Origin of the sequence: Bdellovibrio bacteriovorus str. Tiberius, assembly GCF_000317895.1 — a bacterium.
GTDB lineage: Bacteria > Bdellovibrionota > Bdellovibrionia > Bdellovibrionales > Bdellovibrionaceae > Bdellovibrio > Bdellovibrio bacteriovorus_F.
Genome location: NC_019567.1, coordinates 65,739 through 89,489, shown reverse-complemented (window position 1 = coordinate 89,489; position 23,751 = coordinate 65,739). Strand labels below are relative to the sequence as shown.

The window sequence follows — 23,751 nt, the reverse complement described above, 5'->3', positions numbered from 1 at the left end:
CGAGTTGAAACTGGCTAGCTATAACATGGGAAGTAAAAAGAGGGAAAAAATGGTGCACTCGAGAGGATTCGAACCTCTGACCACTTGATTCGTAGTCAAGTACTCTATCCAGCTGAGCTACGAGTGCACTGAGAAAGAGACGTATAGATAGACTGCGGCCAGGGAAAAATCAAGCATTCTTGATAATTTTACAAAAAGAGTCGAGGCAAGACCTTGATTAACGGGCTGGGCTATGGCAATTTGGATCCTCAGTCGAGAAAACCGACCGCGGAGAGGTGGGTGAGTGGCTGAAACCAAGCGTTTGCTAAATGCTCGTACACCAAAAGTGTACCGAGGGTTCGAATCCCTCCTTCTCCGCCACTTAAACCTGCCTTCGAGCAGGTTTTTGTGTTTCTGGGCGTTACTTATCTAGTGTTTCGTAATTGCTACTTTGGCTTCAAAAACTTCATCAAAAGAAGAATCCGAAATTCTTAAGTTACCAGAAACTGTCTCGCCCGACCCTGGCAAATAACCGCCTTTGACTTTCAGATAAACCGTGAACCACTGCTTGTTATCGCAGAAAACGGTGCCCCAAAGATTTTCGGCCATGCCAGGGCCCTCTGCCAAAGCATAAACATAGTTGGTGTTCGTCAGCTTTTTACTGGTACTGCAATGACCCAGTTCCTTGCTGGTAAAGCTCATTTGAAAGCCTTCGGACAGTTCCAATTGAAACACTTGAGCGCCACTAAACAAAGAGCGGGATTTGTTAAGAGTGTAAGTTCCCATCTCGGAAGCCTGGGAAGCGGTCGCAAAAAACATCATCAACGAAACAAGGGCAAATTTCTTCATCTTGGACTCCACAAAATAGTTATTATCGACGCCATACTACTGCAGCCCACTAATTCTTGCCTTAGCAACTCACGTGTCCGAAAAAAAGAAAGGCCCTGTCAAAAATCCTGACAGAGCCTTTTGAATTCAAAATTGATGTATGTGCTTAGTAGAGCTTTGAAAGCTCCATAGAGTACTTACCCGGAGCGTATTCGCTCATGCGCTTTTTATAAAGATCCTGGAAGAACTTATCTTTCGCCGCATAGTTCGCGTAAGGGTAAATCGCAATCCCCCCGCGCGGAGTAAACTCGCCGATAACTTCGATGTATTTGGGCTTCATCAACTTCACCAGATCATCACAGATGGTCTGCACGCAGTCTTCGTGGAAGTCCCCGTGGTTACGGAAGCTGAACAGATACAGTTTCAGGGATTTGGATTCGACCATTTTCTTGTCAGCGATGTAGTTGATAAAGATCTTTGCGAAATCCGGCTGACGGGTCTTAGGGCACAACGACGTGAATTCAGTGCACACAAAAGTTGTCCAGGCGATCTTGCCCGGGTTTTTGTTGTCAAAGGCCTCCAGAACTTCTGGAGCATATGTTTCTGGATAGTGGGTCTGAATTTCACCCAAGGCGAAATCAGCAAGCTCTTTGGAATCACGGCCGTTTTTCTTTTTCATGGGGACCTTTTTAAGAGATATCCCCATGATTAGCAACGGTATCTTTTACAGGCACCTAGTTGATATTGGTGGCGCCAATGTAACGAGCCAGCCAGTAGCCATACAGGTAATCCACCCCTGAGTTTTCCACACCTTTTCGGTGAGAATCCTGATACAGGAAGGCCCCGTCTTTCCAGACAAAGTTACTGGTGAAGGCCTGCAGCTCAAATACCGGATAATTATACAAACCCTGATAGAAGTAGCTGACCGGTGGTTCCGGCTTTTTCAGGGACTTCCAGAACAACCTTGGAATCGGAGACATGCACCAATCCGGGCGCAATGAATGATCGATCGTCACATCCAGATTCGGGCGCGGATACGGGATTTCACGAAGACCCCAAGCGGCCTGGTTCAACGAAGCATTAAACTGCGCTTCGCTGCTTTCAGATCGGAAGTTCCCACCACGGGTTCCGTGTTTATAAGCAAAGCCGTAAGCCACCAGTGTTTGCAAATGTCTTTGCGCCGGGGAATAGGTCACCCAGGCATCCATCAGGCGCTCGCGCAACTGATCGCGGATTTTACTTTGACCCAGCAGGTCTGCCAGCGTGATGTCGGTGATATCACCCACCAACCCCAAATTGATCCCACTCCAGTCCGCAGATCCATGCCAGTAGAAAGTGGTGTCGAAGCTGTAACCAGTCACCTTGGTTTTAATCTTGTCATAATACTTGATGTACTGCTCTTTGAAAGAGGCATCATTTGTCAGCCAGGCTGCCAGTCCCAACGCCGCCGGACGGTTCTGGGATTTGTCGTTCACAACCTGCAGATCAATCAGCTTGCGGGAATTGGCACGAAGCTCTTTCCAAAGTTCGGTTTCACTTTGTGGCAGCACCATTCCGGCCCACAAGAAGCCGTGAGTGATCCCTTTGATCATGTCGTTGTTGCCGCCTTCAAGCCAGATCAAGTGCTGGAACTTGCCTTCACCTCGATGCCACTTGGCCGGAACCGGCTGGGCGGGATTGTACAGCGCCAACGTGCGCGCGAATTGCTGCGGATCATTGGTGATCTCCATCAAAGTCATCAGACCGCGCAGGGACTTTTTCACGTTGTCCAAGGCTTCGCTGTCCTTGGTTTTCAGATAGCGCATCGCCTGAGAGCCCAGATACATTCCCGTCCACAGGGCGGCATCCCCATCAAAGGAATAGTTCAACAGTCTTCCGTTTTCGTCCAGCACGGCGTGCGCGACCATGCCGGCTTCATTGATATGGAAATCGCGGGTGTTTTTGTCATAGCTGTTGGCTTTTTCCTCTAACGTCGGAGCATAGGCATTTCGTTTCACCGCCGCTTCGGTGATGCTGATGTCATCGACGATCTTGTTGGTGACACGAATCACATCCTTGTTGTTGCGATAGAACTGGAAGTCCGTGGGATCAAAAACGATGTACGGATTTTCGTTTTTATACTCGGGGCGGTTTTTGTAGGACTTCACCAAAGGATCTTTTTCGTAACCAATGTCTTTTTTGAAAAGATTGATCACGCCACGAACCACCAGAGGAACTTTCGGTCCCTGGGCACTGATGGTCTGGCGCTGATTCACCCACAACGGTTGCGCTTCAAGATCACGACGGGTGGTGATCCATTCGTTGTAGTTAGAAACTTTTTTATCTGCATAGTGAGTCGCAAGGCCATTCGGAGTCACCACATAGCGAGAAAGCACCGTGATCGGAGCATCGAAGTCCGACGGATCTCGCTTTTGATTGCCAAGCTTTGTGATGAAATCACCCTGGCGGAGGTCATAGGAAATCGTCAGGGAATCATGCGTGGCCACGGCCTTTCCGGTCCAAACTTCCTGCACTTTCAAACCATCAAAGAAGTAATTGATATAGGTGACCACGCGAACCACATCAAAAGTTCCATCGGATGCCTTGCGCAGTTCCAGCTCACCATTATAAGGCCCGCGGGTGGAGGAAGTTCCTTGCAAGAACCAAATACCTTCCATGCCGCCATTGGCTTGAAGAGAAGCGATATCGCGGGGGATTTGTTTTTCCTTGTGCTGGCAGGACAAAGAGACAACAACGCTCAAAAAAAGAAAAAGGAATGAAAGTGCTTTCATTCCTTTATTCTCTCTGACTTGTGAATGGGACTGCAGTCCCAAAACTATTTACTGGGCTTTAGTACGGAACCTTGTCGGTCTTACTGTCCCACTCTTTGAAAACTTCCAATGCTTCTGTGTGAGCGCATTGAACCATGGGTACTTTGCGGTCTTTGAGGTCTTTTGGAATTTCCTGATAAAGGAAGTCGTCGTCGAAGTTGATTTCAGCGGCGTCTTTACGGGTGTTGCCGTAATAAATCTTTTCAATGCGGGCCCAGTAGATGGCAGACAAGCACATTGGACAAGGTTCGCAGCTTGTATAGATTTCCGCACCAGCCAGTTCAAAATTACTGATTTTGGAGCAAGCGTCGCGGATAGCAGAAACTTCAGCATGCGCGGTCGGGTCGTTGGAGGAAGTCACTTTGTTCCAACCTTCACCGATGATTTTGCCGTCTTTAACAATGACTGCCCCAAAAGGACCGCCTGCGCCGGCACGCATGTTGTTTCTGGAAAGCTCGATGGCTCTTAACATAAATTCTTTGTTCATAGGCCGACGAATTTATGGGGACTCATGGAGTTAGTCAAGTTGAGGCATGGCGTCCAAATTTAAGAAGGGCTCATTTCTTAATAGAACCCGCCGCAAACGGACTAATAGGTGAAAATAAAAGTTCAACCCCTTGCTGGGAAAAGCCCTTGGCACGATGCTCGATAAGCTCAGAGATTCGACTTACTATTCGCACTTCGCTAAACATCTCTGTAATATTTTTCGCAAGATCGTCTTTATGAGCATTGATATTTTGATAGGTGTGCTTCATTCGATCGGCCATAGTACCAACCTTCAAACCAAGTTCTCGATCAAGTTCGGCGAATTGATTTTTGCCAATCTGCGAATACTCGTCCCGACCACCAATTTTAAAAGAAAATTGACGATTTAAACTCGGATAGAGAGCAGTCGACACCAGATCATAAAAGGGGGCAAGTTCAATTCTATTATCCCTCAGCAAGAAGGAGATATTTTTTGAATGCGAATCATTATTCCCAATAAGCAGATTAAAGCAAATCCAGTCTAGGTAGGCATAAGTACTTCGAAGGCGCTCCTTGATTGTCACATTATCAACGATCAATTTATAATTGTCTAAAATAGAAGGTCCGCCTTTACTTTCGTATTTTTTTTCGCTGGTGAAGCCTTGAGCCTGACAAAAATCCTGTTGGTGAATTCGACGAACTACACCCTTTCTGTCTTTTTCCCGATCATATCTTTCGATCACAAAAAGAGGATGCTTGCCGCTGTAAACAATCTGATTTACCGGAATGTTGAAACCACAAAGACTTGCCAGCTGCATACAATAGTACTCGTTAAAAACGGACTCTTTAATGCCCTGGCGATTGATGGGAACTTTGATGATATGGGTCGTGGGGCCAGCATTATCCGGCAAAAAAAAGATCCCGTCGGCATATATCGCCGGAAATTTATCTTGAGCGCCGGCCAATGAAAGATACCCAGGTTCAAGTTCGGCTATTACGTGCGCAACAGAATGATGATTCTCAATAGCGTCGTAGACTCTCTCCATATTAATCGGAACATTCTTGGATTCTAAGGCCGGATTGTATGGGGATTTTTCTTTACCACTGATAATCACCGCTCCGGCGCAGTCTTCTCCATATTCTTTTAAAAACTCGTAGGGACCTTGTGTTTGACGAGATCTGGCGATTGCCTCTCGAACGCCTCCTTCAGGTAATAAATTTTCAAAGAATGATAAAGTGATGCGATTACCAAAGGGCTCTGCCTGCAATGGCATCGCCAAACTAAGCGAGAACTTATTTTTATAACCTAGCCACTGCTGGGAGTACGAAAACGAATAGGTGAGATCTTCGCTTTGAAGAAGGCGTCCCACCAGGATGTCTTGAAAAAACACATTAAGTGACTTCATTCTTCGACCTTCAGAGCCAGTTCAAAGCCTAAAAATTTTCCGAGCTTAAAAAGCGTCGAAAGTTTTACTTCTCGGCTGCCGTCTTTATTGCTTTCTAGTTTGCTGATACCGTTCACGGAAAGATTGCAGAGCTGAGCCAGTTCGGCCTGAGAAATTCCCAGTTCTTCTCTTCTCGCTTTCAATAGCAGAGAGAGGTCCTTGGTGCTTTTAATCGATTTGATGGCCATAATCTCCCCCTAGGGAGATTCTACCTAAAGTCTGAGGCATTGGTATCAAATTCTCCCTTTAGGGAGAATTTGGGCCTTTGTTCAGGGGAAGATCTAATAAATCTCCCTGAAGGGAGATTTATTTTTTTAATCTGGTCTATCCAAACTTGTCTATCTTTTAGCCATTTTCAGAGCCCGGATATAAGATTTCCCCGCCCAGAGCTGGAATATAGAGGTCCCCACACCAATAGGTTATAACTTCAGATTATGAAACACCAAAAAGCCGGCTTTACAATTTTGTGGTTGTTCGCGTTTGTGCTTCTCAATGGGCCTGGGTGTGCCTTTAAAAAGGACAATGCCCCGAAAGCCAAACCCGGTGAAACTCCAACCGACGTCATTGAGCAAATCAAAACTGAGCGCGCCAAAGAAGCTTTCAATGGGCAGTTGACCGCTGATAATGTGCAGGTGACTTTTACTGAAGCTGAAATGGGATTCTATAATATGGCCATCTCATGGCCCTCTGAGGTGGCTAAGGTTCAGATCATTGTAAATGAATTTAAAGAAATTGTCTCAGGGTCCAATACAGCCACTATTACTGTAGTACATAGCCAAGCCCAGAAGATTGAGCTTACAGCCATTGATTCTTTTGGTGCACCAATCTCGGTTTATACCCACGTCACCACAGCGCCGGTCGACACAATCATCGACAAACCTCTATATCTAGGTAAAGGCATGCAAATGGAAGCCAACAGAATGTACATATTAGAGGGTGCATTTATCCAGACGAATGGACACTTGCTAAGCATTTCAGTCAAATCACTTTTACTTGAAGGACCCATTGATTCTGGAAAACTATTTGTAAATCACGCACACATCCGAACACAAAGCGCCCAGAACTACGCCACCGACGACTTCCACGCTCTCAACTCCAGTATCACCATCAATGCTCACAAGGCAGTCGGTACTTTGCGTGTGGCAATGATCGGCTTTAACGGGCGCAATGGACGTAACGGTGACGAGTTGGAAAAAAGCAAAGGCATCATTCGCCAGCGCAATCCGCAGCTCGATGGGGCAAATGGAACGGATGAAGTTTCAAAAAGAATCCCAAAAACTCCCGACAGTCCGGCAGAAACAGTATGTGTTCAGGCCGCATCCGATGGCCAAAACGGCAAGTCAGGTGCTGCTGGAACCAATGCTGAAAACGGCCAAGACGGCGGCAGCACCGGGAACCTTCTTGTTACAGTGCTGCAGCACGATCAATTCGCTCTGGAAATAGGCACTTTGCCGGGAAAAGCCGGCAAAGGAGGGGTTGGCGCCCAAGGCCACGAAGGTGGCAATGGCGGCGCCCCAGGACAAGTTCGTGGGACTTGCGCGCAAAAGCCCCAGGCTGGACAAAAAGGTGCCCAGGGGCCTAATGGTGTCGACGGAAAAGATGGCATAAATGGGAAGGTCGGAACTATCAACTCCAATGTGGCCAAACAACGCATCTTTGACTTGGGAACACTATGAAACAAAGTAAACTACTCTTTGCCTCTTCTTTCCTGTCTTTCATTCTTTTAAATGGAGTTGGCTGTGCCTTTAAAAAAGCTGATAAAAAGGACGCCAAACAAAGTACTACAGCCGAAGAAGTCGTAACGGAAATTGAGCGCGTTAAACAAGAGGCCTTAAAGAAGCAGACCATTAAACTTGAGGACTTTGATTTTGAAGTTCACGAGGGCAAGACTGCGAATCAATACTCTGTTTCAATCCACTATCCAACTATCGAAGGGCTCGTTGTCTACATTGCCTTGGAAAGCAATATTCCAAATTTGCATTCCGGAATTGTTTTGGACGCTGAGGGCGGCAAAAAACTGAAATTTACAATCACTGCCTATAACAGCGCTGGCGTACTTGTTCTAAATGCGACCAAACTTATAGAAGTACCCCTAGATATTGTGGTCTCGGGTCTTTATCCTTTGCAGAAGGATCTTAATCTAAAAATTGGAAGGCTTTATTTGAACGAAGATTCCGTCCTAAAGACCAACGGGTACTTGTTGTCGATTGAAGCCAATCAGATATTAGTTGGCCGAAACTCAAGAATATTGAACTTCGACCAGAATGATATCTGGACGTCAAGTGCCCAGCAATCCGGCGGTTCTATTTCAATTCGAGCTAAGAAGGCATCTGGGTACTTAATTATTAACCTTCAAGGTGCCAAAGGCAAGAACGGACGCTCCGGCACAGAAATCGAACATACACGAGGCCTCTCAAGTGCACGTAATGGTTTTGACGGAGATCCCGGCGAATGGGACGGCGATGAAGACTGCACGGAAGACCGTTTCAGTGGCCAGCAGCGCTGCGGCGTCATCAACATCCGATGCACCAATCAGCCCTCAAACGGTGAAGATGGAGAAAACGGCGCCAACGGACAAGATGGAGAAGCTGGGGTCCGAGGCGGCGATAGTGGAAGTCTCTTTGTTCAAATCAAAGATGACTCCTATTTTACATTAAATGTTTCCGTGATGCCCGGCACTGGCGGACTTGGTGGCGCCGGAGCCCCGGGTAAACCCGGCGGGAAAGGCGGAGCGCCTGGTACCTTGGATCAGCAGAAAGTATGTAAGCCTGCGCAAAAAGGAAAAGACGGTCAAAGCGGCAAACCGGGCCGTGATGGAGAAAACGGGTCGCCTGGAAATCTGGGAACCATTGAGCTGAATGGCTTAAAGAACTCTATTATCCAGTAGTTCTTTTACTGACTCGGCTCAAGCCAAGTCATGGCTCCTGGTTCATAGAAGGATCGATTTAAAAGTACTTTTGCATCCACCCAGCCATCACTATTGGAGCTTTGCCAAGATTCACCCCAAGAGTTCTGAATTTGCAGCGCTTCATAACAGTCATTAGCACTCTTACATACCTTGCGGTAGCCCTTGATAATGATCTCGTGGCCCGCGCCAACATCATTGCCCGCAGGGTCCTTGAGGGCTCCACAAGCCTTCATGGATTTCACGGTCAGCGTTTCCTGTGCACAGAAACCTAAACTGACCGGACGCTTTTTGGTCAATAGCTCCTTGATCTTGCCGATGGCAGAATTGTATTCGGCCTTCTGACCGCTTTCCGGGAACTGCTTCACCTTCCAACCGCCCTTGTTCCCAACGGAATTCTTCAAATCCCAGCACGTATCCGGAACCAAAAGGCGATCTAGGAACTTTCCGTACGTGTCTTGAGAAAAGGCTTCCAGAATTTCCAGATTGGAGGCTTTCAGATTGTAGTTTTCTTTCAGCTCTTGGGTTTTCGCGGTGGCATATTCCAGGCCGCAGTTCGCGCACTCTTTGGCTTTCTTCTTGTGGGCCTCATAGCTGTCCTTAAATTTCTTCCACATCGCCAGTTCCAGCTGCTGAGTCTCTTGAGGAGTTTTACCTTTGGCCGCCACCTGATCAAAGGGGGCGCAGGATTCCCTGGCTGTTTGTTGGGTTCTCAAGGCATTGTACATCGCAAGTGCGGAAGACCCGCCTTCGCTCAGGCCCTCATAGTTAAAACGGTCCGAACCGTCGACTTCATCGGGCAACTCTACACTGTAACGAGCCATATCCAGCGGAGAGTTTTTTTCAGAATCCGGAACCTTCGAACAATCTGCTACATTGTTAGTCACGCAGTTAGCCTGATCCAGCAGAGTAGCCGCAACAAAGGAATAACAAACTCCCAAAGAATCCTGTGACCGCACCCGAGGCATATTGGGAACATCCAGGACGCCAGTCTTGTCATTCAGAAGTTCTCTAGGAACCGGATCCATGCCGAATGCCGCGAAGGCCTGAGGCGCAAGAAAAAGTAAAATCAAAGAAAGTGCTTTGAGCATATCTTATTTCTTCTCTGCAAAGTGTTTGTTAAAAAGGCTCCAAGAGTCAATGGCTGAGCCATCCGGGAACACGCAGTAATCGTACTCACGGCCCTGCTGATCTTTCAAAATTCGATTCAAGGAATTTTGTGCCAAGCAGTAGCGGGCGGCCGGATTTCCAACAACACCAACATTGGCAGTTTCCTGCCGAGCCACCTTTTTTTGCACTGCCTTCCACGCATCACAGTTCATCTTGCCGTTTTTCTGGCAGGTAGATGACAGGGTCAGGCCCTGATACTCTATTACCGTCACGACTTCATACTTTTTCTTATCTTCGTTGAACAGCTTCAGCTTTTTTATCGCAGATGCAACTGTCGCCGACGAGAAGAAAAGAACCAGCGCGGAAATCAACAAAGATAAAAGTTGTCTCATATTTAAACATTGTAAATGGATGGGGTTAGCAGGGAAGTCTCGAGCCTAAATCTGGGCTTAGGGCCAGCTGGCATTAAGTCCTATAAACCATTACCTAATTTCTGCCGATTTAAGGACCGTGAAAATCCTTATCGCAATCACCTTCCTGCTTCAATTCGCCGGGGCGCAAACCCCGGGTAAGACCTATTTGAAGCCGGAAGAGATCATCTACAATCCGGATGAACGAGTGGGTCAATTCGTGATCTCTTATAAAAATTACGAAGACGTGCGTCTGGATAGCGATTTAGATGGAAGCGTGGATCTTTGGTACATCAAAAAAGACTCCACGGAAGTCGCTGTGCACTTCAAAGACGGACAACCTGTGCTGTTAGAAGCCGTGCAGACCAACCCCAAAGAAATTAGGTCTATTGTTTATGCCCTGGAAATGGGTATGTGGCGATTAAAAGGAAGTCAAGTTCGCGAGCCCAAGCTCATGAATCTTCCAGATGCCAATTGCGAACTCAACAAGGTGAAAAACAAAATCGCCCAGTTCGCTGAGGCGCTGGATGAAAAAATCGTCGAAGAATCCATTGATAGAAAGTTGTTGGACAAATCCTGCGGTAATCTTTCGAAAGAGGCGCGCTCACGCCTGCAACAATCGTTGAATGCGGCGCTGAGAGGGGCGGGGCAAATTGGAACCTGCCTTTCCAATGAAAACTTCGCCAAGAATGCATCCGGCGATTCAAAAGACACCGCCCCGGCGGCCTTACTCGCTGCAAAATACAAACTGCAAGCTTTGCAACTAGGTAACGGCAAGTTCAGCTCGTTGATTAAATGCGAAAAGCACAAAGACCAAAAAAGTCTGATGACCACTGAAGAGGGTTCCAAAATCATTTACCTGGATCCGGATCAGGTAAATACTTCGGACATCAGAAAACTTGGAAAACTCATCGACCCTTCCAAGCTTGAGCACGAGCTACTGCACAGAGCCGGTCTAAAAGATGAAAAGCAGGTATCGGAACTGGAAAAATTCTGCAAAAGCGGTGGTGGTAAGGCATCACATAGGCTTTCTCTTAGCCCTGGCAACTTGAAAAGCGTTCAACAGGTGATCACCGACGCCAGTGTCACCGACGCTGCCAATAAAGCCGCCGATAAGGGTTCTGCCAACACAGCCGACGCAGCCAAGGCTACACCAAAAAAAGATCAGACTCGGACTATTGCCTCCGAAAAGACGAATGAAGCACCAAAGACCGCAAATCAAACTGCGGCGACCAAAACGGCCGCCAGCATTCCAGTTGAAATGACGGTTGCACAGTCTCAGGTGCCTTCCGCACCTCAGCTGTCCGAGTCCATCTCCAACCCACCACCAGCCACAGAATCAGGCTCTCAGCAGGCGCTCGTACGATCTGCATCTGAAAGCAACGGAGTTATGAGACTTGCGAACAATATGATGGGCGCCCTGAGCACACAGGCCGTTGCTGGTGACACATCTTTGGCCTCCAATAATTCCTCTTCCTCCGAGGTGTCCCGTTCGGCCGCTAGCACAAGTGTTAATAAAGTCACGTCTTCCACAAAGAATCCGGCAGCAGATTTATTGGCGGCAAGTGCACGAAATTCAGTCGGCACTAATGAGCGAGTGGTGGAACAAATCACTCTTGACGGATCACAGGCACCAACCACAAAGGAACCTGCATCTGATTCTCGCTCCAGAAACATTGCATCAGACACCGCCCCCACAGCTCAAACTTCTATTTCAGCTGCAAGTGCTGGTAGATCCTCCGAGGTGGCCTCCGCCTCAGAGGGCTCATCCGGCGGAGGTCTTACAGGCTCCTCCCTAAGCTCAAACATCGGATCAATTTCCGGCGGTAGTAATGTCGGCGCACCGGGTCCCGCTCGAGGGCCAGCCGCCGTTTCTGAGGCCACCACAGCCCCAAAGGCAGCTGATAAAAAGTTGGATAAATCGGCAAATCGAGAGGGAGCTTCCGCATCAGCAGCTCGTGAGGAAGTGATCACCTTCATCTCTCGCAGCAATTATTCACAAGCAAAACAGAGACTGTCTGACCCCGCGTTTGGCAAACAACTGGAGTCACAGAAAATCACCGTTCTGGACCTCTATGGAAACTCCGTTGGAGCCTCCAAGGGCGAAGTAATTTTCCTGGATCAAGGGGATCGCTTTGTCCGCCAAAAATAAACGCAGCAAATCTGTGGTCCTTTTGATTGTCGGTGTCTTCTGGCTGGCCTATATTATTTCAAGCTCCATTCAGTTTTACTTCAACGTTCGTGATCTGACAGAAAAAGAAATCTTGCGCCGACAAAGCCAAATGCAATTCGTACAGGAGTCCTTCACTCCATTGGTGATTACTGAAAATTTCGCATTGCTGAAAGATCGACTAGAGAACGCCCGCAAGATTCATCTGATTGACTTCTACATCCTTCAGAACGGCACTGAAGTAGTGACCTGGTATAACAACTTCAATAATCTTGAGGGAATCAACGTTGACTATCAGGTCTTTAATCAGCTTCTACAAAATGACCTCCTGGCATTCCGCACAGTCAAATTGATGGACTATCGGTTTACGACCGGCGTCTTTCAGGACCGCACCGAAATCATGAAACAAAACATCTGGTTAATGAAGGGCATGATCCTGCAAGAACTTATCATTGTGACCTTGATGGTTGGCTTAGTCGTCTACCTGTTCTTAAAAGACATCATCAACCTGACCCAGATTCTGGCAAACCGCGACCGATCGAAGCTTGCAAACCTCAAGTCACTTTCCAAAGAGGGTCAAACACTTCTCACGGCCACCCAAAGCTATGAAAGCACCAAAAAGTACTTGGAGTACGAGAATCGCTACTACTCAGATTCCCTGACCCCGGCGATCCTGCACGAAATGAAGTCCGGCCAGAAAGCTCCCTATGCTTTCCAAAGCACCATGATCCGCGTGGATCTGAACGGATACACGCAGATCTTCCTGGATAAGAAGGACGAATACGTCACCGAGATCATGAACACCTACTTCATCAAAGCCCGCGAACTGATCGAACGCTATAACGGTTTGATCTATCAGTACGTGGGGGATGAAATCGTTTTTCATATCAAAGAAGACAAACAGAATTCCCAAGCCCTGGCGCTGGCGTGCCTGCGCAGTGTCTTTGAAGCCGCTCAGCAGATTGAGGCGAGCCTTCCCGAAGGGGCCGATCACTATTTCAAAGTGAAAGGCAGTTTTGTTCTGGGTAAGATTCGTTTTGTGAATCAGGATTCTGGCTTTGCCCTGAGCGGTCTGCCGCTAATTGAATCCGCACGTCTTCTAAGCCAGGTGGATGACAAAGCTTCAAGTTCGGTCACATTCTATGCGGAAGCCGCCGATTCGGTGGAGGGTCTTTGCACCGTCTCTGACACCAAAGAAACCTTGCTGAAAGGCTTCTCCAAGCCTTCGACTTTGTTCCGCGCAAAAAACTTCACCACGGTGACTGAAGCTTTGCAGAAAGACGTGAGCCTTCTGACTTACTTCCGCAGTGATGAAGACCTGTGCGCCGCATATGAATTTTTAAGTGCTGAAATTGAATCTGGAAAAGATCAGTCTTTCTTCACGGCCTTTGGTATCTTGAAAACCTACAAGGTGCGAATGAGCGGGGATATGCAGGCCGAAGCCTTCACAAGCTTCCTGCGAACCATTCAAAACGCCAACAAAACCGGGAAAGCTAACGACAAAGTTCTTTCTGCCGCTATCTCGCTAGCATCGAACTTCGTGCCTTCTTATCTGGTGAAAGAATCCCTGCTGGAAGTTCTAAGCTCTTGTCTAGAACATGCGGACCCGCGCGTTCAGGCCAATACCATCATCGTATTGGGTGACCTTGCGGAAGACATCGCTTTCTTAAGACGGTTTGTATATTCCAAGAACAACCGAGTTTCTGCGGATGCTTTGTTAGTCAGTGGTAAACGTAATATTGACAAGGAACTTGCCGAGAAGCTGAAGGAATATCTGGATTCCAAGAATCCGCTATTCCAAGCCAGCGGACGTTTTGTGGTAAGGTCTCTCGGAGAACACTACAAAAATACCGACCCTATATTTTTCGAGACCAATCCAATGTTAAAAGATCTCTTGCGGAAGATCTCCTAAGATCTCAGTCAACCGCCGGAACTCGTCATTTCCTATTTATGAAGTTACCCAAAGCAAAATCGACTTTACTTATACTCCTTGATCTCCTTCAAAATTTCTCCCGTATTAAAGTCTACAACATATGTTCCTTTTGCCACGGCCAACAGCTGACCATTTTCATTCGCAACCATTGAGTATCCAGGGGGAGCGACCTGAAAAGGTACCGGTTCAATAATCCACTTCAGTTCACCAGATGCAGTATATGCATATATATTTCTCAAGCTATATTCTCTTTCAAGAACAACAACTGCCAGACCTTGGAACTCCAAATACCCTCTTACAGCTGCCGGCAAACTAACTTCGACTTTATTTATCAATAATTTCTTTCTATCTTCTAATTTGGTAATCATTTAAAACCCCTCAAATTTGCTCAAAATCATTTTGACCTCACCGAAGTATTCAGGCTTCAAATCATCGACATAAAATTGTATACATTCTACGGCGCGCGAGCACTCATATAAATGCGATTGATTGTCGATGTCCGACTTTTTGGACAATTTGCGATTCCAGTCTCAGAATGAAACATCGGTGCAACATACAAAAAAGCCCTGATGGTTCTTCATCAGGGCTTCGAAATTCTAAGATGATTATCTAGGCTTTCTTGAATTTACTTGAAACCCACGGCCACACCATCGGCAACAAAGAAACACCGATCACACCGAAGATCACGATATGGAAGTTCTGCTTCACCACCGGAAGATTTCCGAAGAAGTGACCTGCCAGAACAAAGATCCACACCCACGCAATCGCGCCACCGATGTTGTAAACGATGAACTTGCGGTATTCCATTTCACCGATACCAGCAACAAACGGTGCAAACGTGCGAACGATCGGAGCAAAACGGGCAGCTACAATTGTAAAAGCTCCCCAGCGCTCATAGAAGGCATGGGTTTGTTCCAGATATTTTTTCTTGAAGAAGCGGGAGTCCGACTCAAAGACCTTCGGTCCTAAATACTTCCCGATATGATAGTTCACGGTGTCGCCCAGAATCCCGGCGATGGTCAGACTGATCAGAATCACCCAAAGATTCAAACCACCTTCCACCGCGGTGAAAGCACCCAGTGCAAACAGCAGGGAATCCCCCGGCAGGAACGGTGTCACCACCAGGCCGGTTTCGGCAAAGATGATCAGGAAAAGAATCACATACAGCCATGGTCCGAAGAAAACGATCCATTCAGCGATGTGCTTATCAAGGTGCAATATAATATCAATGAGTTCCATCATAGGGGCCAGAATCTTAGCATTGGCCCCCAAGCGCAAGAAAAATCAGATCCCGACGATGCGGCGGGCCTCTGCGCGATCGAAGTAACTGAATCTGTCTTCAATCATCTTGGACAGGTTTTCTCGGTCCACAACTGTCGCATGCAACAAACGAAGCGCTTTGAATTTTCCTTCAGAGAACGGGAATTCAGATACCACGTCACCCAGCTGAACCGCCTGCATTTCCGGTTTCTTTTTCAACCCGCGATAAGAAGCCAGATAAGTTTCAATCACCGCAAACTTGTCTTCATCCCGGGAGGCTCTGTCGAGTTGTTCCAGCATCACATCCGTTTTGATGGCAAAGAATCTTTTGGTCATCAGTTTGTTGACGTTATAAACCTCGATTTCGGCACCCGCTGGCATGAAGACCTGAATGCGCACATAACAGCCGCCTTCAAGCTGCACGATTTCACGGTTGCTGGTGGCTATAGAACAAGAATAGCTGCCGTTACCAATCAGATCCAAAGTGGTGCCGTTGGGTCTTTCATTCACAGAACCCCAGGAAGCCGATTTCGCCCAGACACGATAGATACGCAGGAATCCGGAGTCGGCAGGCAGATCTTTGGAATAGACCACTTCCACGTCGTCATCAAAACCAAAGACGTTCACGTTGATCTTTTCATAACCGTCCACGCGGAACTCAACGTCTTCAATAGAGGGATTGTATTTGGAAGGAATGGAAGACCAATTGATGCGGTTTTTTACGCTGGGTTTTCCGTTGGTGTTGTTGTTGCCATCTTTAGAACCACCGCCGCCGCTGTCACAGCCAGCAAGAAATGCCAAAGCCATCAATGAAACACAGATCTTGGAAAGAACCGACATAGTGATCACCTCATTGTTTTAAGCAGATCTAATCAATACGGGGATTTAAAGGCAATGGAGATTTATTCAGATGCCAATCCAATTTCTAATATCTAATTTCCAGCCATTTTTGCGCACGGAAAAACTTGCTTTACTATGAATTGGGAAAAGAAATTAGAAATTGGAGCATTAGAGGATTTTTGCTAAGGCAAAAATGGCGGAGAGTGAGGGATTCGAACCCTCGAGCCCCGCGAAGGGCTGCCAGTTTTCAAGACTGGTGTATTCAACCGCTCTACCAACTCTCCGTCGACCGTTTTATGGGTTTTGACGAGAGTATTCAAGCAGTTGTTTCCATGACGCAGCATGAGGTCGCCGCCTCATGCTGCCTGGATTTAAAGGACTTACTTACGAATCTCCGTACGGCCGCCCATATAAGGCTGCAAAGCCTTAGGAATGCCCACAGAACCGTCTTCACGCTGGTAGTTTTCCAGGATGGCCACCAAGGTTCTTCCCACCGCCAAAGCAGAGCCGTTCAGGGTGTGAACGAACTGAGGTTTACCACCCGCACTGCGGAAGCGGATGTTCGCGCGACGAGCCTGGAAATCTTCGAAGTTAGAGCAAGAGCTGATCTCACGATACGCATTCTGACCCGGCAACCATACTTCCAGATCATAAGTTTTCGCAGATCCAAAGCCCATGTCCCCGGTGCACAGAAGCACACGACGGAACGGAAGCTCCAGATCCATCAGGATCTGTTCAGCGTGGGAGGTCAAAGCCTCGTGAACTTCATGGGACTTGTCCGGATGAGCAAACACCATCAATTCAACCTTGTCGAACTGGTGCTGACGAATCAGACCTTTGGTGTCGCGACCCGCTGAGCCCGCTTCAGAACGGAAGCACGGAGAATACGCACAGAAGCTTTGTGGCAGATCTTTTTCATCCAGGATCTCGTTGTTGTAGTAATTCGTCACCGGCACTTCCGCGGTTGGAATCAGATACAAGTCAGAGCCTTCCAGATGGAACACGTCTTCTTTGAATTTCGGGAAGTTCCCGGTGCCCAACAAACTGTTGCTGTTCACCATGAACGGAGGAATCATTTCGGTGTAACCATGTTTCATGGAGTGTTTGTCCATCATGAACTGGATCAACGCGCGCTCCATTTGCGCCGCCGCCCCTTTCAGGAAGGCAAAACGAGTGCCGGTGGTTTTACCTGCACGCTCGAAATCAATAATGTTCAGCGCTTCACCCAGTTCCCAGTGTTCTTTCGCCTTGAAAGAAAACTGGGTCGGAGTGCCAACAACTTTGATCTCTTTATTGTCTTTTTCAGAAGAACCCACAGGCACAGAAGAATGCGGCTTGTTCGGAATCACCAACGCCAGGTTTGTCACTTGCTGGTCGGCTTCCGCAGCCTTGGCTTCAAGCTCTTTCACCTGGGTTTTCAAAACGTCGACTTCCGCCAAAATAGCAGAAGCGTCGCCGCCTTCGCGTTTGATTTTGCCAATCTCACCGCTGAGTTTGTTCTGACTGGCTTTGGCCGTTTCCGCCTGAGTGATCAGTTCTTTACGCTTTTTATTAAGCTCCATGATCTGCTCAAGAACTTCGGTCGAAGCACCACGATTCACAAGACCCTGCTTGTATTCATCATAGTAAGAAGTTCCGGTTTCAGCTTTTTTCTCAAGAAGTTTAATATCAATCATCTCAACGTCCTTTTAACCAACTAACGCCTCTACTAAGGCGCGACCAGTATATACATTCTAAGAAGCATCACCACAAGCACACAGATCAAATCAAAAATTAAAATCTGACCAATGCTCCAGTTCGCCAGCAATTTCATGATAACGGCCACAACCACCACCATGACAAAAAGCAGGGCAAATGTTCCGTAACCCACCAGTTCCTGGCCGATCAAAGCCAGCGTCAACCCCAGGAGCAATCCTGTGATCAATCGCAAACTGATATGAAAAAGTGAGATTGTTGAAGACTTCACGCCCTCTTGTGCGCTGGAGGCAAGTCCTCTCATTTTATCGCCGATTCCCATGGCTTAAATTCCTTCCGTTGTCCGTCCCTAGTTGCCCAGTCTCATGATTTTCGCTTCTATTTCAGCACGATCCAAAGCATTTGGCGAGAGGCCAAGATATTTATTGTAGGCCTGCGCCGCAGAGCGGGTGTCGCCCTTCATTTCGTAAATGGCCCCTTGCTCCCGGTAGATTTCCGCATATCCGCTTTCGCGGGCCGATGCCAGAGCCAGCATGTCTTCAGCCACATCCAGGGATCCCGACTGGCGGTAACACTGGGCGGACTTCACGTAAATATCCGCCCCTTGCGGACGAAGCTTCATGGCGGTTGAGTACTCTGCCGCACATTCGGCATACTGCCGGCGGGCGGTGAACACTTCCGCTGCCAGAATATAGGAATCAGCCACGTTCGGATTCAGCTTCTTCTCGGACTTGGACGCTTCCAGAGCCGTCGCAAAATCCCCCGAAGCAAACGCCGCCTTACCAACATAATAGTGCGTGCGCGGGTAGTTGGCGTTCAGACGCTGCACCCGTTTAAACTGCTGAATGGCCTCTTCAAAACGGCTGGTTTCCAGATACAGTTTCCCGGCCTGGAATAAAGCCTCCCCATCAGTGGGATCCAAAACGGCGGCACTTAAGAACGCCTTCAGGGCTTTGTCGTTTAATCCCAAAGCCTTTTCACTTTCACCCAAGCCCAACCATGCTTTCTTGTTGCGCGGATCGGCCTCGGCGACCTTTTCATAAATGTCCTTGGCCTGACTGTAGCGATCTTCGGATTTATATACTTCCGCCAAAGCGATTCGGTAATCCAGAGTGTACGAAAAGCGCTTGATCAGCTCGTTCAGGTAAGTGATCCCGGAATCCACCCCGTTGGTCTGCGCCAGCATCTTGGCGTAAGTGATTTGAGCTTCCGGATTGGTCGCATCAATTTCCACAGCCTTGGTGGCATAGCGGATCGCATCTTTAGAGGCATTCTCTTTACGCTCAATTTCCTTTTTGTTGATCGGCATGATTGAACGGGCCAGCAGGCCATTGGCTTTCGCCAGCAAGATATAAGTATCAATATCCCCATCATAAGCTTTCGCCGCACGCAGGGCATAGTTCACGGTGCCAGGCATGTTGTTTTTGCGGAACTCCAGCTGCGCCAGTCCCCGCAAAACTTCATAGTTATTGGGCGCAATTCGCATGGCATTAGTCAGAATCTGCAAGGCCCCGATGAAATCAAAACGCTGAGACATATAGTCAGCCTGAAGCACGTAAGCGGACACCAGTTTTGGTTCTGCCTTAATGGCTTTATTCAACCACTCGATCGCTTCAAAACTTTGATTCAGTTGCCACAACGCTTTGGCCGCCTTCATCGCGGCGGTTCCGTTCTTGGGATCCGCCTCAAAGGCCGCTTTGAATTCGGCTTGGGCTGCCAGGAAGTCCCCTTGGCGCACGTACTGATCACCCAGATAAAGCAATTCGTTGTTACGGCCTTTTTCGCCCTTCACCTTGTCGGTACCACCCAGACGGATCACCAACTGGCGAAGTTCGCCGTTGTTGGGATTTAATCCGAAGGCTCTTTGCGCGACTTCCAGAGCTTTCTTTTTCTCTCCACGCAGAACAAAGATTTCAGCCAACGCGCCGAAACCTTCCGCCTCAATCAAAGACGGGATGCGACCTTTTGATTCCAGGGCAGAATTCAAAAACGCATAAGCTGTATCGGATTTTTTAAAGCCGTTGTATTCCACGATCCCGGCAAACACTTTGGCTTCTTTGTGTTTGGGGTTTTTTGCCAGAACATTTCTAAGAATACCGGCAGCCGAAGTGAAATCCCCCTGATGGTAAAGCGCTTCAGCCAAGGCGACCTGCGGATGCAGCCATTTTTCCCAAAGCTGGGCGGCTTTTTCATAGTAAGGCACGGCATTGACAAAGTCTTTTTCACCCGCCAAAAGCTCGGCCTTGAAATCATAAAGCACCGGCAACAGCGAAAAAGGTTCAGACCCTTCCAGCGTCGCCTCGATAGTGCCCTTGGCTTCTTTGTAGCGGCCCGCCGTCATCAGCTTTACTGATTCACACACCTGTCCAAACGGGCTGATTACATTCAAAGCCCGCGTGGCTTGAGTGATCCCGGCGATGGTTTTAATATCCTGGGCATCTTGAACCGCAAACGGCCACAACTCAAAGTACACCACACAAAGAAGTGCACGCACTTCGATGTTCATCGGCGCACCTTCAACGATGCTGACCAGTTTGTTTTGAGCTGCCACGTAAGATTCAAACGTGTCTTGCTCCATCGCAAACAGGGCTTCGTTCAGCTTTTCTTTGATCTGCTGATCTGAAAGCGTGGCGGTGGACTTGCCGGGTGCTAAAAGATGAATCTTGGATCCGTCCGCGGGACCGGTGTCCCATAGCAAGAACACCCCCAGAACAATCACCACCATCAAAATCAAAGCGGGGATTTTCAGGGACTTGGCGATCTCGCCTTTTTCCATGTTCTTAATATTGGAAAGTTCAATCACCGAATCAGACTTGGAATCACCCGAGCTGACGGAAGCAATCTTCTGCGCCGGAGGAACATAGGCCGGCGTATCCAGCACGTCGATTTGCTGCAACAATGGCTTTTGCGGTTGAATGTTCGCAAAGCTATCGGCAGAAGGGGCGCTGTGAGGGTTCGTGTTGTTGCGCGGAGTTTTCGGCGCCTGCACGATCACGGTTTCAGCTTCCATCTTCTGGGCTTTTTTCGGATCGACATCAACGACGCCTTCCAAAGCTTCCAGAAGTTTGTCATAGAAAGCAGGCTCTTTGGAAATCAAAGTCCATTGGCCATCGGGAAGTTTTGAAATCATCTCCTGACCGGAAAAGACACCCTCACCAATCATTTTAAGAATGGCTTCAGTAGAGTAAGGTCCTTTGACCTGACCTTTTCTAGTTTTAACAACCCAAGTGACCTGAATGCGTGACATAGACACCTGATTATACAAAGGTTTTTTGACAAAGGTTACGATGCTTAAGGGTTCGTAAAAAGGTCTGTGCTTTGGTCAAGGAAACTGGTTCCAGAATAGAACCTGAAACCCATAATGGAATTACCTCTGGTTCCGATTTGAGTGCTTAAGTCGAGCCTGGTAGACATCAAATCGAATTAAACGCATTTCCATGGCTGTCTCATGTTGGCACAGCCTTTGCTTTATAGGTCTTCGTAAGTTCGTGATTTGGGGAGTAAGTAGTGATTCGTAACGCTTTGATTGCAGCATACATCTTGGTAGTACTGGCGATTTCCGCTGTAGCGCGCGCTGGTGTTTTGCCAAACAATGCAATGGGCGAAGAAGTCGGTGTTTCCGATCTTCAAAACTACAACTTCAAAACTCACACAGGTGAAATCGTGGCTTTGGCTGACGGCTCTCTCGTTTTGGCGATGGCTGACCAGCAAACATTCTTCCTTTTGAAGTCACAAATCGACCTGACTCCTTACATTGGTTTTAAAGTTATGATGAGCGGTATTGAACTTGAACATCAACTTGCTCCCAATTTTGAGCTGGAAACTGTGGACCCCCTCCCTGGTTTCGGCTTCGGGAACAAAACGGTCGTCTTCTTTGTGTTTGGTATCAGCGAGGTTACTCAGTAATCTCAATCATAAGTCTCAGCCCCATCCCCTCCGCGGGCTGAGACTGTTTTTTTCTCTTAAAAGGCCTGCGGATCCCCCTCCTTGCAGGCCTTTTCTTTTTTTAAAATTCAAAAATTTGAAATTCAATGCCATGGTTGATTTATGAAATCACTCATCGCTGTTTTTGCATCTCTTGTTGTTTCCAGTTTCACCCAGGCCGCTGAAGTCAGCATCACCATGGACGACTTTAATGTGCATGAAGACACCCGCCTTCCGGCCGACAAAAGAAACGAAGCCATCTTAAGCGCCCTGAAAAAACATAAAGTCAAAGCCGCCTTGTTTGTGACATGCAAACACCTGAAATCCCCCCGCGATGAAAAGCTGCTGGCTGAGTGGTCGCGCCAAGGCCACCTGATCGGCAACCACACGGTGAATCACAAACGATTCGATGCCAAGGTCAGCGTCACTGACGAGATCGCTGAAATCCAGCAGTGCGAAGAGCAGCTGAAAAACCAGAAGAACTTTGAAAAGATTTTCCGCTTTCCCATGCTGGCGGAAGGGGACACTGCTGAAAAGCGCGATGCCGTTCGTGAATGGATGAAGAAAAATTCCTATCGCAACGGGCATGTGACCATTGATGCTTCCGACTGGTATGTGGACCGCCGCCTGCGCGACAAACTTGGCGCTGATCCCAACTTTGACCTTTCCAAGTTCCGTGACTTTTATCTGCAGCACATGTGGGATCGCGCTCAATACTACAACGACCTTTCCAAAAAGGTTCTGGGTCATGAAGTGAAGCACACCTTATTGGTCCACTATAATCTGGTGAATGCACTTTTCCTGGATGATTTGATTGCGATGTTTAAAAAACGCGGATGGAAAGTCATCGACGCCAAAATAGCATTCAAAGATCCGGTCTTCACAAAGCTTCCCGACAGCATGCCTTCAGGACAAAGCCTGATCTGGGCACTGGCAAAAGAAAGTGGAAAGCATGAAGCAGAACTTCGTTATCCCGGCGAAAACGACACCTATGAAAAAGAAAAAATGGATGCTCTTGGTTTGTAAATTCACTTTCTGTTTCTGTTAATTTTTGGAACGCATGTGTTTGCGCAGCCAATGGTTGCAGTGGTGATCTTTGTTTTGATTTGTTCTTTGAATTTCCATAAGACCTTTCTAAATTTTTTAGAAAGGTTCCTATGAAGTTCGTTGCTTTTGTTCTGATGGCTTCTTTGTTCGCATCTGTTTCGTACGCCGATATCTGCGGTAAATCTGACGATCGTGCGCTTTCCTTTGACAGCAAAGTCGGCAGACTTGTGAAAGAAGGCGAAACCAAGGGCTGCAACGTCACTCTGGTCAGCGACAGCTGTGTTGTGACTGTTGGTGCGTGCGCATTGGATCGTGATTATGCAGAATTTAATATTCCGGTTTCAGTTGCGGGCGTGCCACAGACTGCTGCTTTGGAAGACCGCTACTACGTTGAAAAAGGAACGGAACGCCATAACACCCGTGGCATTGGTCAGCAGTGGGCCGTGCTTCGACTGAAGCCCAACGAAGTCACCGGCAAACAGGCGGGGGCGACACAAGGCTACTATCGTGTGGCGACCAGAAAATCCCACAACGGGGATCCGATCCGTGTTGTCAGCTATGGCTACGCTTTGAATGATCTTTACGACATCAAACAAGGCAACATGCCGGCTAACTCAAATCCTGAGCAGATGCATTTTGCCCAGCAGGTTTCCCATGGAAAACTTGTGAAGGCTGGAATCTTTCTGATTCCTTCCATCATTGAACACGATGCGGATACATCTCACGGCAGCTGGGGCGCGCCGGTCATCAATGAAAAAACCAATGAACTTGTTGGCATTAATACTCATGGCGGCTGTCGCGCCCAGTACGTGGTGAAGGCAGGCGCCCGCTACACGAACTCTGGAACTTCCATCACTGGCAATTCTGATTTTAGAAAAGCGGTGCAGGCTTGCGTGAACAGACAGTAGGTAAAAATAAAAAAGGCTCCGT

General features: G+C 47.9%; 21 protein-coding genes and 3 tRNA genes. 8 read left to right on the top strand and 16 right to left on the bottom strand.

Annotated elements, in window-relative coordinates:
• Positions 1–50: 50 nt before the first annotated feature.
• Positions 51–127, bottom strand: a tRNA-Arg gene (locus tag BDT_RS00450).
• 142 nt (positions 128–269) lie between these two features.
• Between BDT_RS00450 and BDT_RS00445 the strand changes: the two genes are divergently transcribed.
• A tRNA-Ser gene (locus BDT_RS00445) sits at positions 270–360 on the top strand.
• A 48-nt stretch (positions 361–408) separates the two neighbouring features.
• Here the strand turns inward: BDT_RS00445 and BDT_RS00440 are convergent.
• From BDT_RS00440 to BDT_RS00415, 6 genes are all read right to left on the bottom strand, one after another.
• On the bottom strand, positions 409–828 hold the full coding sequence (locus tag BDT_RS00440; RefSeq protein ID WP_041576743.1) for a hypothetical protein: 420 nt from the start codon (positions 826–828) through the stop codon (positions 409–411).
• A gap of 145 nt (positions 829–973) precedes the next feature.
• Positions 974–1,486: a preQ(1) synthase gene (gene queF / locus BDT_RS00435; protein WP_041576741.1), complete on the bottom strand. Its 513-nt coding sequence runs from the start codon at positions 1,484–1,486 to the stop codon at positions 974–976.
• A 55-nt stretch (positions 1,487–1,541) separates the two neighbouring features.
• Positions 1,542–3,578 carry a hypothetical protein gene (locus tag BDT_RS00430; RefSeq protein WP_015089289.1) on the bottom strand — a complete coding sequence of 679 codons (2,037 nt, stop codon included), beginning with the start codon at positions 3,576–3,578 and terminating at the stop codon, positions 1,542–1,544.
• Between the two features lie 58 nt (positions 3,579–3,636).
• Complete coding sequence (locus BDT_RS00425; protein ID WP_011162705.1) at positions 3,637–4,104, bottom strand: nucleoside deaminase; 468 nt, start codon at positions 4,102–4,104, stop codon at positions 3,637–3,639.
• A 70-nt stretch (positions 4,105–4,174) separates the two neighbouring features.
• Entirely contained in the window at positions 4,175–5,488 is a 1,314-nt protein-coding gene (locus BDT_RS00420; RefSeq protein ID WP_015089288.1) for a type II toxin-antitoxin system HipA family toxin, read from the bottom strand.
• Entirely contained in the window at positions 5,485–5,715 is a 231-nt protein-coding gene (locus BDT_RS00415) for a helix-turn-helix domain-containing protein (RefSeq protein ID WP_015089287.1), read from the bottom strand. The genes BDT_RS00420 and BDT_RS00415 overlap by 4 nt, the downstream gene beginning before the upstream one ends.
• Before the next feature lie 246 nt (positions 5,716–5,961).
• Between BDT_RS00415 and BDT_RS00410 the strand changes: the two genes are divergently transcribed.
• Together BDT_RS00410 and BDT_RS00405 are read left to right on the top strand one after the other, a co-directional pair.
• Positions 5,962–7,203 (top strand): hypothetical protein, encoded by a 1,242-nt coding sequence (locus tag BDT_RS00410; RefSeq protein WP_015089286.1) that lies wholly within the window; start codon positions 5,962–5,964, stop codon positions 7,201–7,203.
• Positions 7,200–8,414, top strand: coding sequence for a hypothetical protein (locus BDT_RS00405; protein ID WP_015089285.1), 1,215 nt, complete (start codon positions 7,200–7,202; stop codon positions 8,412–8,414). Before BDT_RS00410 ends, BDT_RS00405 begins: the two co-directional genes overlap by 4 nt.
• Before the next feature lie 5 nt (positions 8,415–8,419).
• On the opposite strand, the gene BDT_RS00400 is transcribed toward BDT_RS00405, so the two are convergent.
• Positions 8,420–9,523, bottom strand: a complete 1,104-nt coding sequence (locus tag BDT_RS00400) for a hypothetical protein (protein WP_015089284.1) — start codon at positions 9,521–9,523, stop codon at positions 8,420–8,422.
• 3 nt (positions 9,524–9,526) lie between these two features.
• Complete coding sequence (locus tag BDT_RS00395; RefSeq protein WP_041576739.1) at positions 9,527–9,934, bottom strand: DUF333 domain-containing protein; 408 nt, start codon at positions 9,932–9,934, stop codon at positions 9,527–9,529.
• Positions 9,935–10,271: 337 nt separating this feature from the next.
• Here BDT_RS00395 and BDT_RS00390 point away from each other — a divergent pair, with 337 nt between their 5' ends.
• Together BDT_RS00390 and BDT_RS00385 are read left to right on the top strand one after the other, a co-directional pair.
• On the top strand, positions 10,272–12,104 hold the full coding sequence (locus BDT_RS00390; RefSeq protein ID WP_158320213.1) for a hypothetical protein: 1,833 nt from the start codon (positions 10,272–10,274) through the stop codon (positions 12,102–12,104).
• Positions 12,088–14,034, top strand: a complete 1,947-nt coding sequence (locus BDT_RS00385; RefSeq protein ID WP_148278643.1) for an adenylate cyclase — start codon at positions 12,088–12,090, stop codon at positions 14,032–14,034. Before BDT_RS00390 ends, BDT_RS00385 begins: the two co-directional genes overlap by 17 nt.
• A 65-nt stretch (positions 14,035–14,099) precedes the next feature.
• On the opposite strand, the gene BDT_RS00380 is transcribed toward BDT_RS00385, so the two are convergent.
• The 7 genes from BDT_RS00380 to BDT_RS00350 form a co-directional block, all read right to left on the bottom strand.
• Complete coding sequence (locus BDT_RS00380; RefSeq protein ID WP_041576737.1) at positions 14,100–14,423, bottom strand: hypothetical protein; 324 nt, start codon at positions 14,421–14,423, stop codon at positions 14,100–14,102.
• Between the two features lie 241 nt (positions 14,424–14,664).
• Complete coding sequence (locus BDT_RS00375) at positions 14,665–15,294, bottom strand: DedA family protein (protein ID WP_041578188.1); 630 nt, start codon at positions 15,292–15,294, stop codon at positions 14,665–14,667.
• Between the two features lie 45 nt (positions 15,295–15,339).
• Positions 15,340–16,155: a DUF4476 domain-containing protein gene (locus BDT_RS00370; RefSeq protein ID WP_015089279.1), complete on the bottom strand. Its 816-nt coding sequence runs from the start codon at positions 16,153–16,155 to the stop codon at positions 15,340–15,342.
• 194 nt (positions 16,156–16,349) lie between these two features.
• Positions 16,350–16,439 (bottom strand) — tRNA-Ser (locus tag BDT_RS00365).
• 96 nt (positions 16,440–16,535) lie between these two features.
• Complete coding sequence (gene serS, locus BDT_RS00360) at positions 16,536–17,831, bottom strand: serine--tRNA ligase (RefSeq protein ID WP_011162698.1); 1,296 nt, start codon at positions 17,829–17,831, stop codon at positions 16,536–16,538.
• Positions 17,832–17,863: 32 nt separating this feature from the next.
• Positions 17,864–18,172 (bottom strand): hypothetical protein, encoded by a 309-nt coding sequence (locus tag BDT_RS00355; protein WP_015089278.1) that lies wholly within the window; start codon positions 18,170–18,172, stop codon positions 17,864–17,866.
• Positions 18,173–18,199: 27 nt separating this feature from the next.
• Positions 18,200–21,097 carry a tetratricopeptide repeat protein gene (locus BDT_RS00350; RefSeq protein WP_015089277.1) on the bottom strand — a complete coding sequence of 966 codons (2,898 nt, stop codon included), beginning with the start codon at positions 21,095–21,097 and terminating at the stop codon, positions 18,200–18,202.
• Positions 21,098–21,357: 260 nt separating this feature from the next.
• Between BDT_RS00350 and BDT_RS00345 the strand changes: the two genes are divergently transcribed.
• The 3 genes from BDT_RS00345 (at position 21,358) to BDT_RS00335 (ending at position 23,729) form a co-directional block, all read left to right on the top strand.
• Positions 21,358–21,756, top strand: coding sequence for a hypothetical protein (locus tag BDT_RS00345; protein WP_011162695.1), 399 nt, complete (start codon positions 21,358–21,360; stop codon positions 21,754–21,756).
• A 141-nt stretch (positions 21,757–21,897) separates the two neighbouring features.
• Positions 21,898–22,800, top strand: a complete 903-nt coding sequence (locus tag BDT_RS00340; protein ID WP_015089275.1) for a polysaccharide deacetylase family protein — start codon at positions 21,898–21,900, stop codon at positions 22,798–22,800.
• 131 nt (positions 22,801–22,931) lie between these two features.
• A complete protein-coding gene (locus BDT_RS00335; RefSeq protein ID WP_015089274.1) occupies positions 22,932–23,729 on the top strand; it encodes a trypsin-like serine peptidase in 798 nt (265 codons plus the stop codon).
• Positions 23,730–23,751 lie beyond the last annotated feature (22 nt).

Coding starts and splice junctions, on each gene's coding strand:
- BDT_RS00405 (WP_015089285.1), top strand. CDS start 7,200: ATGAAACAAAGTAAACTACTCTTTGCCTCTTCTTTCCTGTCTTTCATT.
- BDT_RS00370 (WP_015089279.1), bottom strand. CDS start 16,155: ATGTCGGTTCTTTCCAAGATCTGTGTTTCATTGATGGCTTTGGCATTT.
- BDT_RS00340 (WP_015089275.1), top strand. CDS start 21,898: ATGAAATCACTCATCGCTGTTTTTGCATCTCTTGTTGTTTCCAGTTTC.
- BDT_RS00430 (WP_015089289.1), bottom strand. CDS start 3,578: ATGAAAGCACTTTCATTCCTTTTTCTTTTTTTGAGCGTTGTTGTCTCT.
- BDT_RS00335 (WP_015089274.1), top strand. CDS start 22,932: ATGAAGTTCGTTGCTTTTGTTCTGATGGCTTCTTTGTTCGCATCTGTT.
- serS (WP_011162698.1), bottom strand. CDS start 17,831: ATGATTGATATTAAACTTCTTGAGAAAAAAGCTGAAACCGGAACTTCT.
- BDT_RS00400 (WP_015089284.1), bottom strand. CDS start 9,523: ATGCTCAAAGCACTTTCTTTGATTTTACTTTTTCTTGCGCCTCAGGCC.
- BDT_RS00415 (WP_015089287.1), bottom strand. CDS start 5,715: ATGGCCATCAAATCGATTAAAAGCACCAAGGACCTCTCTCTGCTATTG.
- BDT_RS00410 (WP_015089286.1), top strand. CDS start 5,962: ATGAAACACCAAAAAGCCGGCTTTACAATTTTGTGGTTGTTCGCGTTT.
- BDT_RS00395 (WP_041576739.1), bottom strand. CDS start 9,934: ATGAGACAACTTTTATCTTTGTTGATTTCCGCGCTGGTTCTTTTCTTC.
- BDT_RS00355 (WP_015089278.1), bottom strand. CDS start 18,172: ATGGGAATCGGCGATAAAATGAGAGGACTTGCCTCCAGCGCACAAGAG.
- BDT_RS00420 (WP_015089288.1), bottom strand. CDS start 5,488: ATGAAGTCACTTAATGTGTTTTTTCAAGACATCCTGGTGGGACGCCTT.
- BDT_RS00375 (WP_041578188.1), bottom strand. CDS start 15,294: ATGGAACTCATTGATATTATATTGCACCTTGATAAGCACATCGCTGAA.
- BDT_RS00380 (WP_041576737.1), bottom strand. CDS start 14,423: ATGATTACCAAATTAGAAGATAGAAAGAAATTATTGATAAATAAAGTC.
- BDT_RS00425 (WP_011162705.1), bottom strand. CDS start 4,104: ATGAACAAAGAATTTATGTTAAGAGCCATCGAGCTTTCCAGAAACAAC.
- BDT_RS00440 (WP_041576743.1), bottom strand. CDS start 828: ATGAAGAAATTTGCCCTTGTTTCGTTGATGATGTTTTTTGCGACCGCT.
- queF (WP_041576741.1), bottom strand. CDS start 1,486: ATGAAAAAGAAAAACGGCCGTGATTCCAAAGAGCTTGCTGATTTCGCC.
- BDT_RS00350 (WP_015089277.1), bottom strand. CDS start 21,097: ATGTCACGCATTCAGGTCACTTGGGTTGTTAAAACTAGAAAAGGTCAG.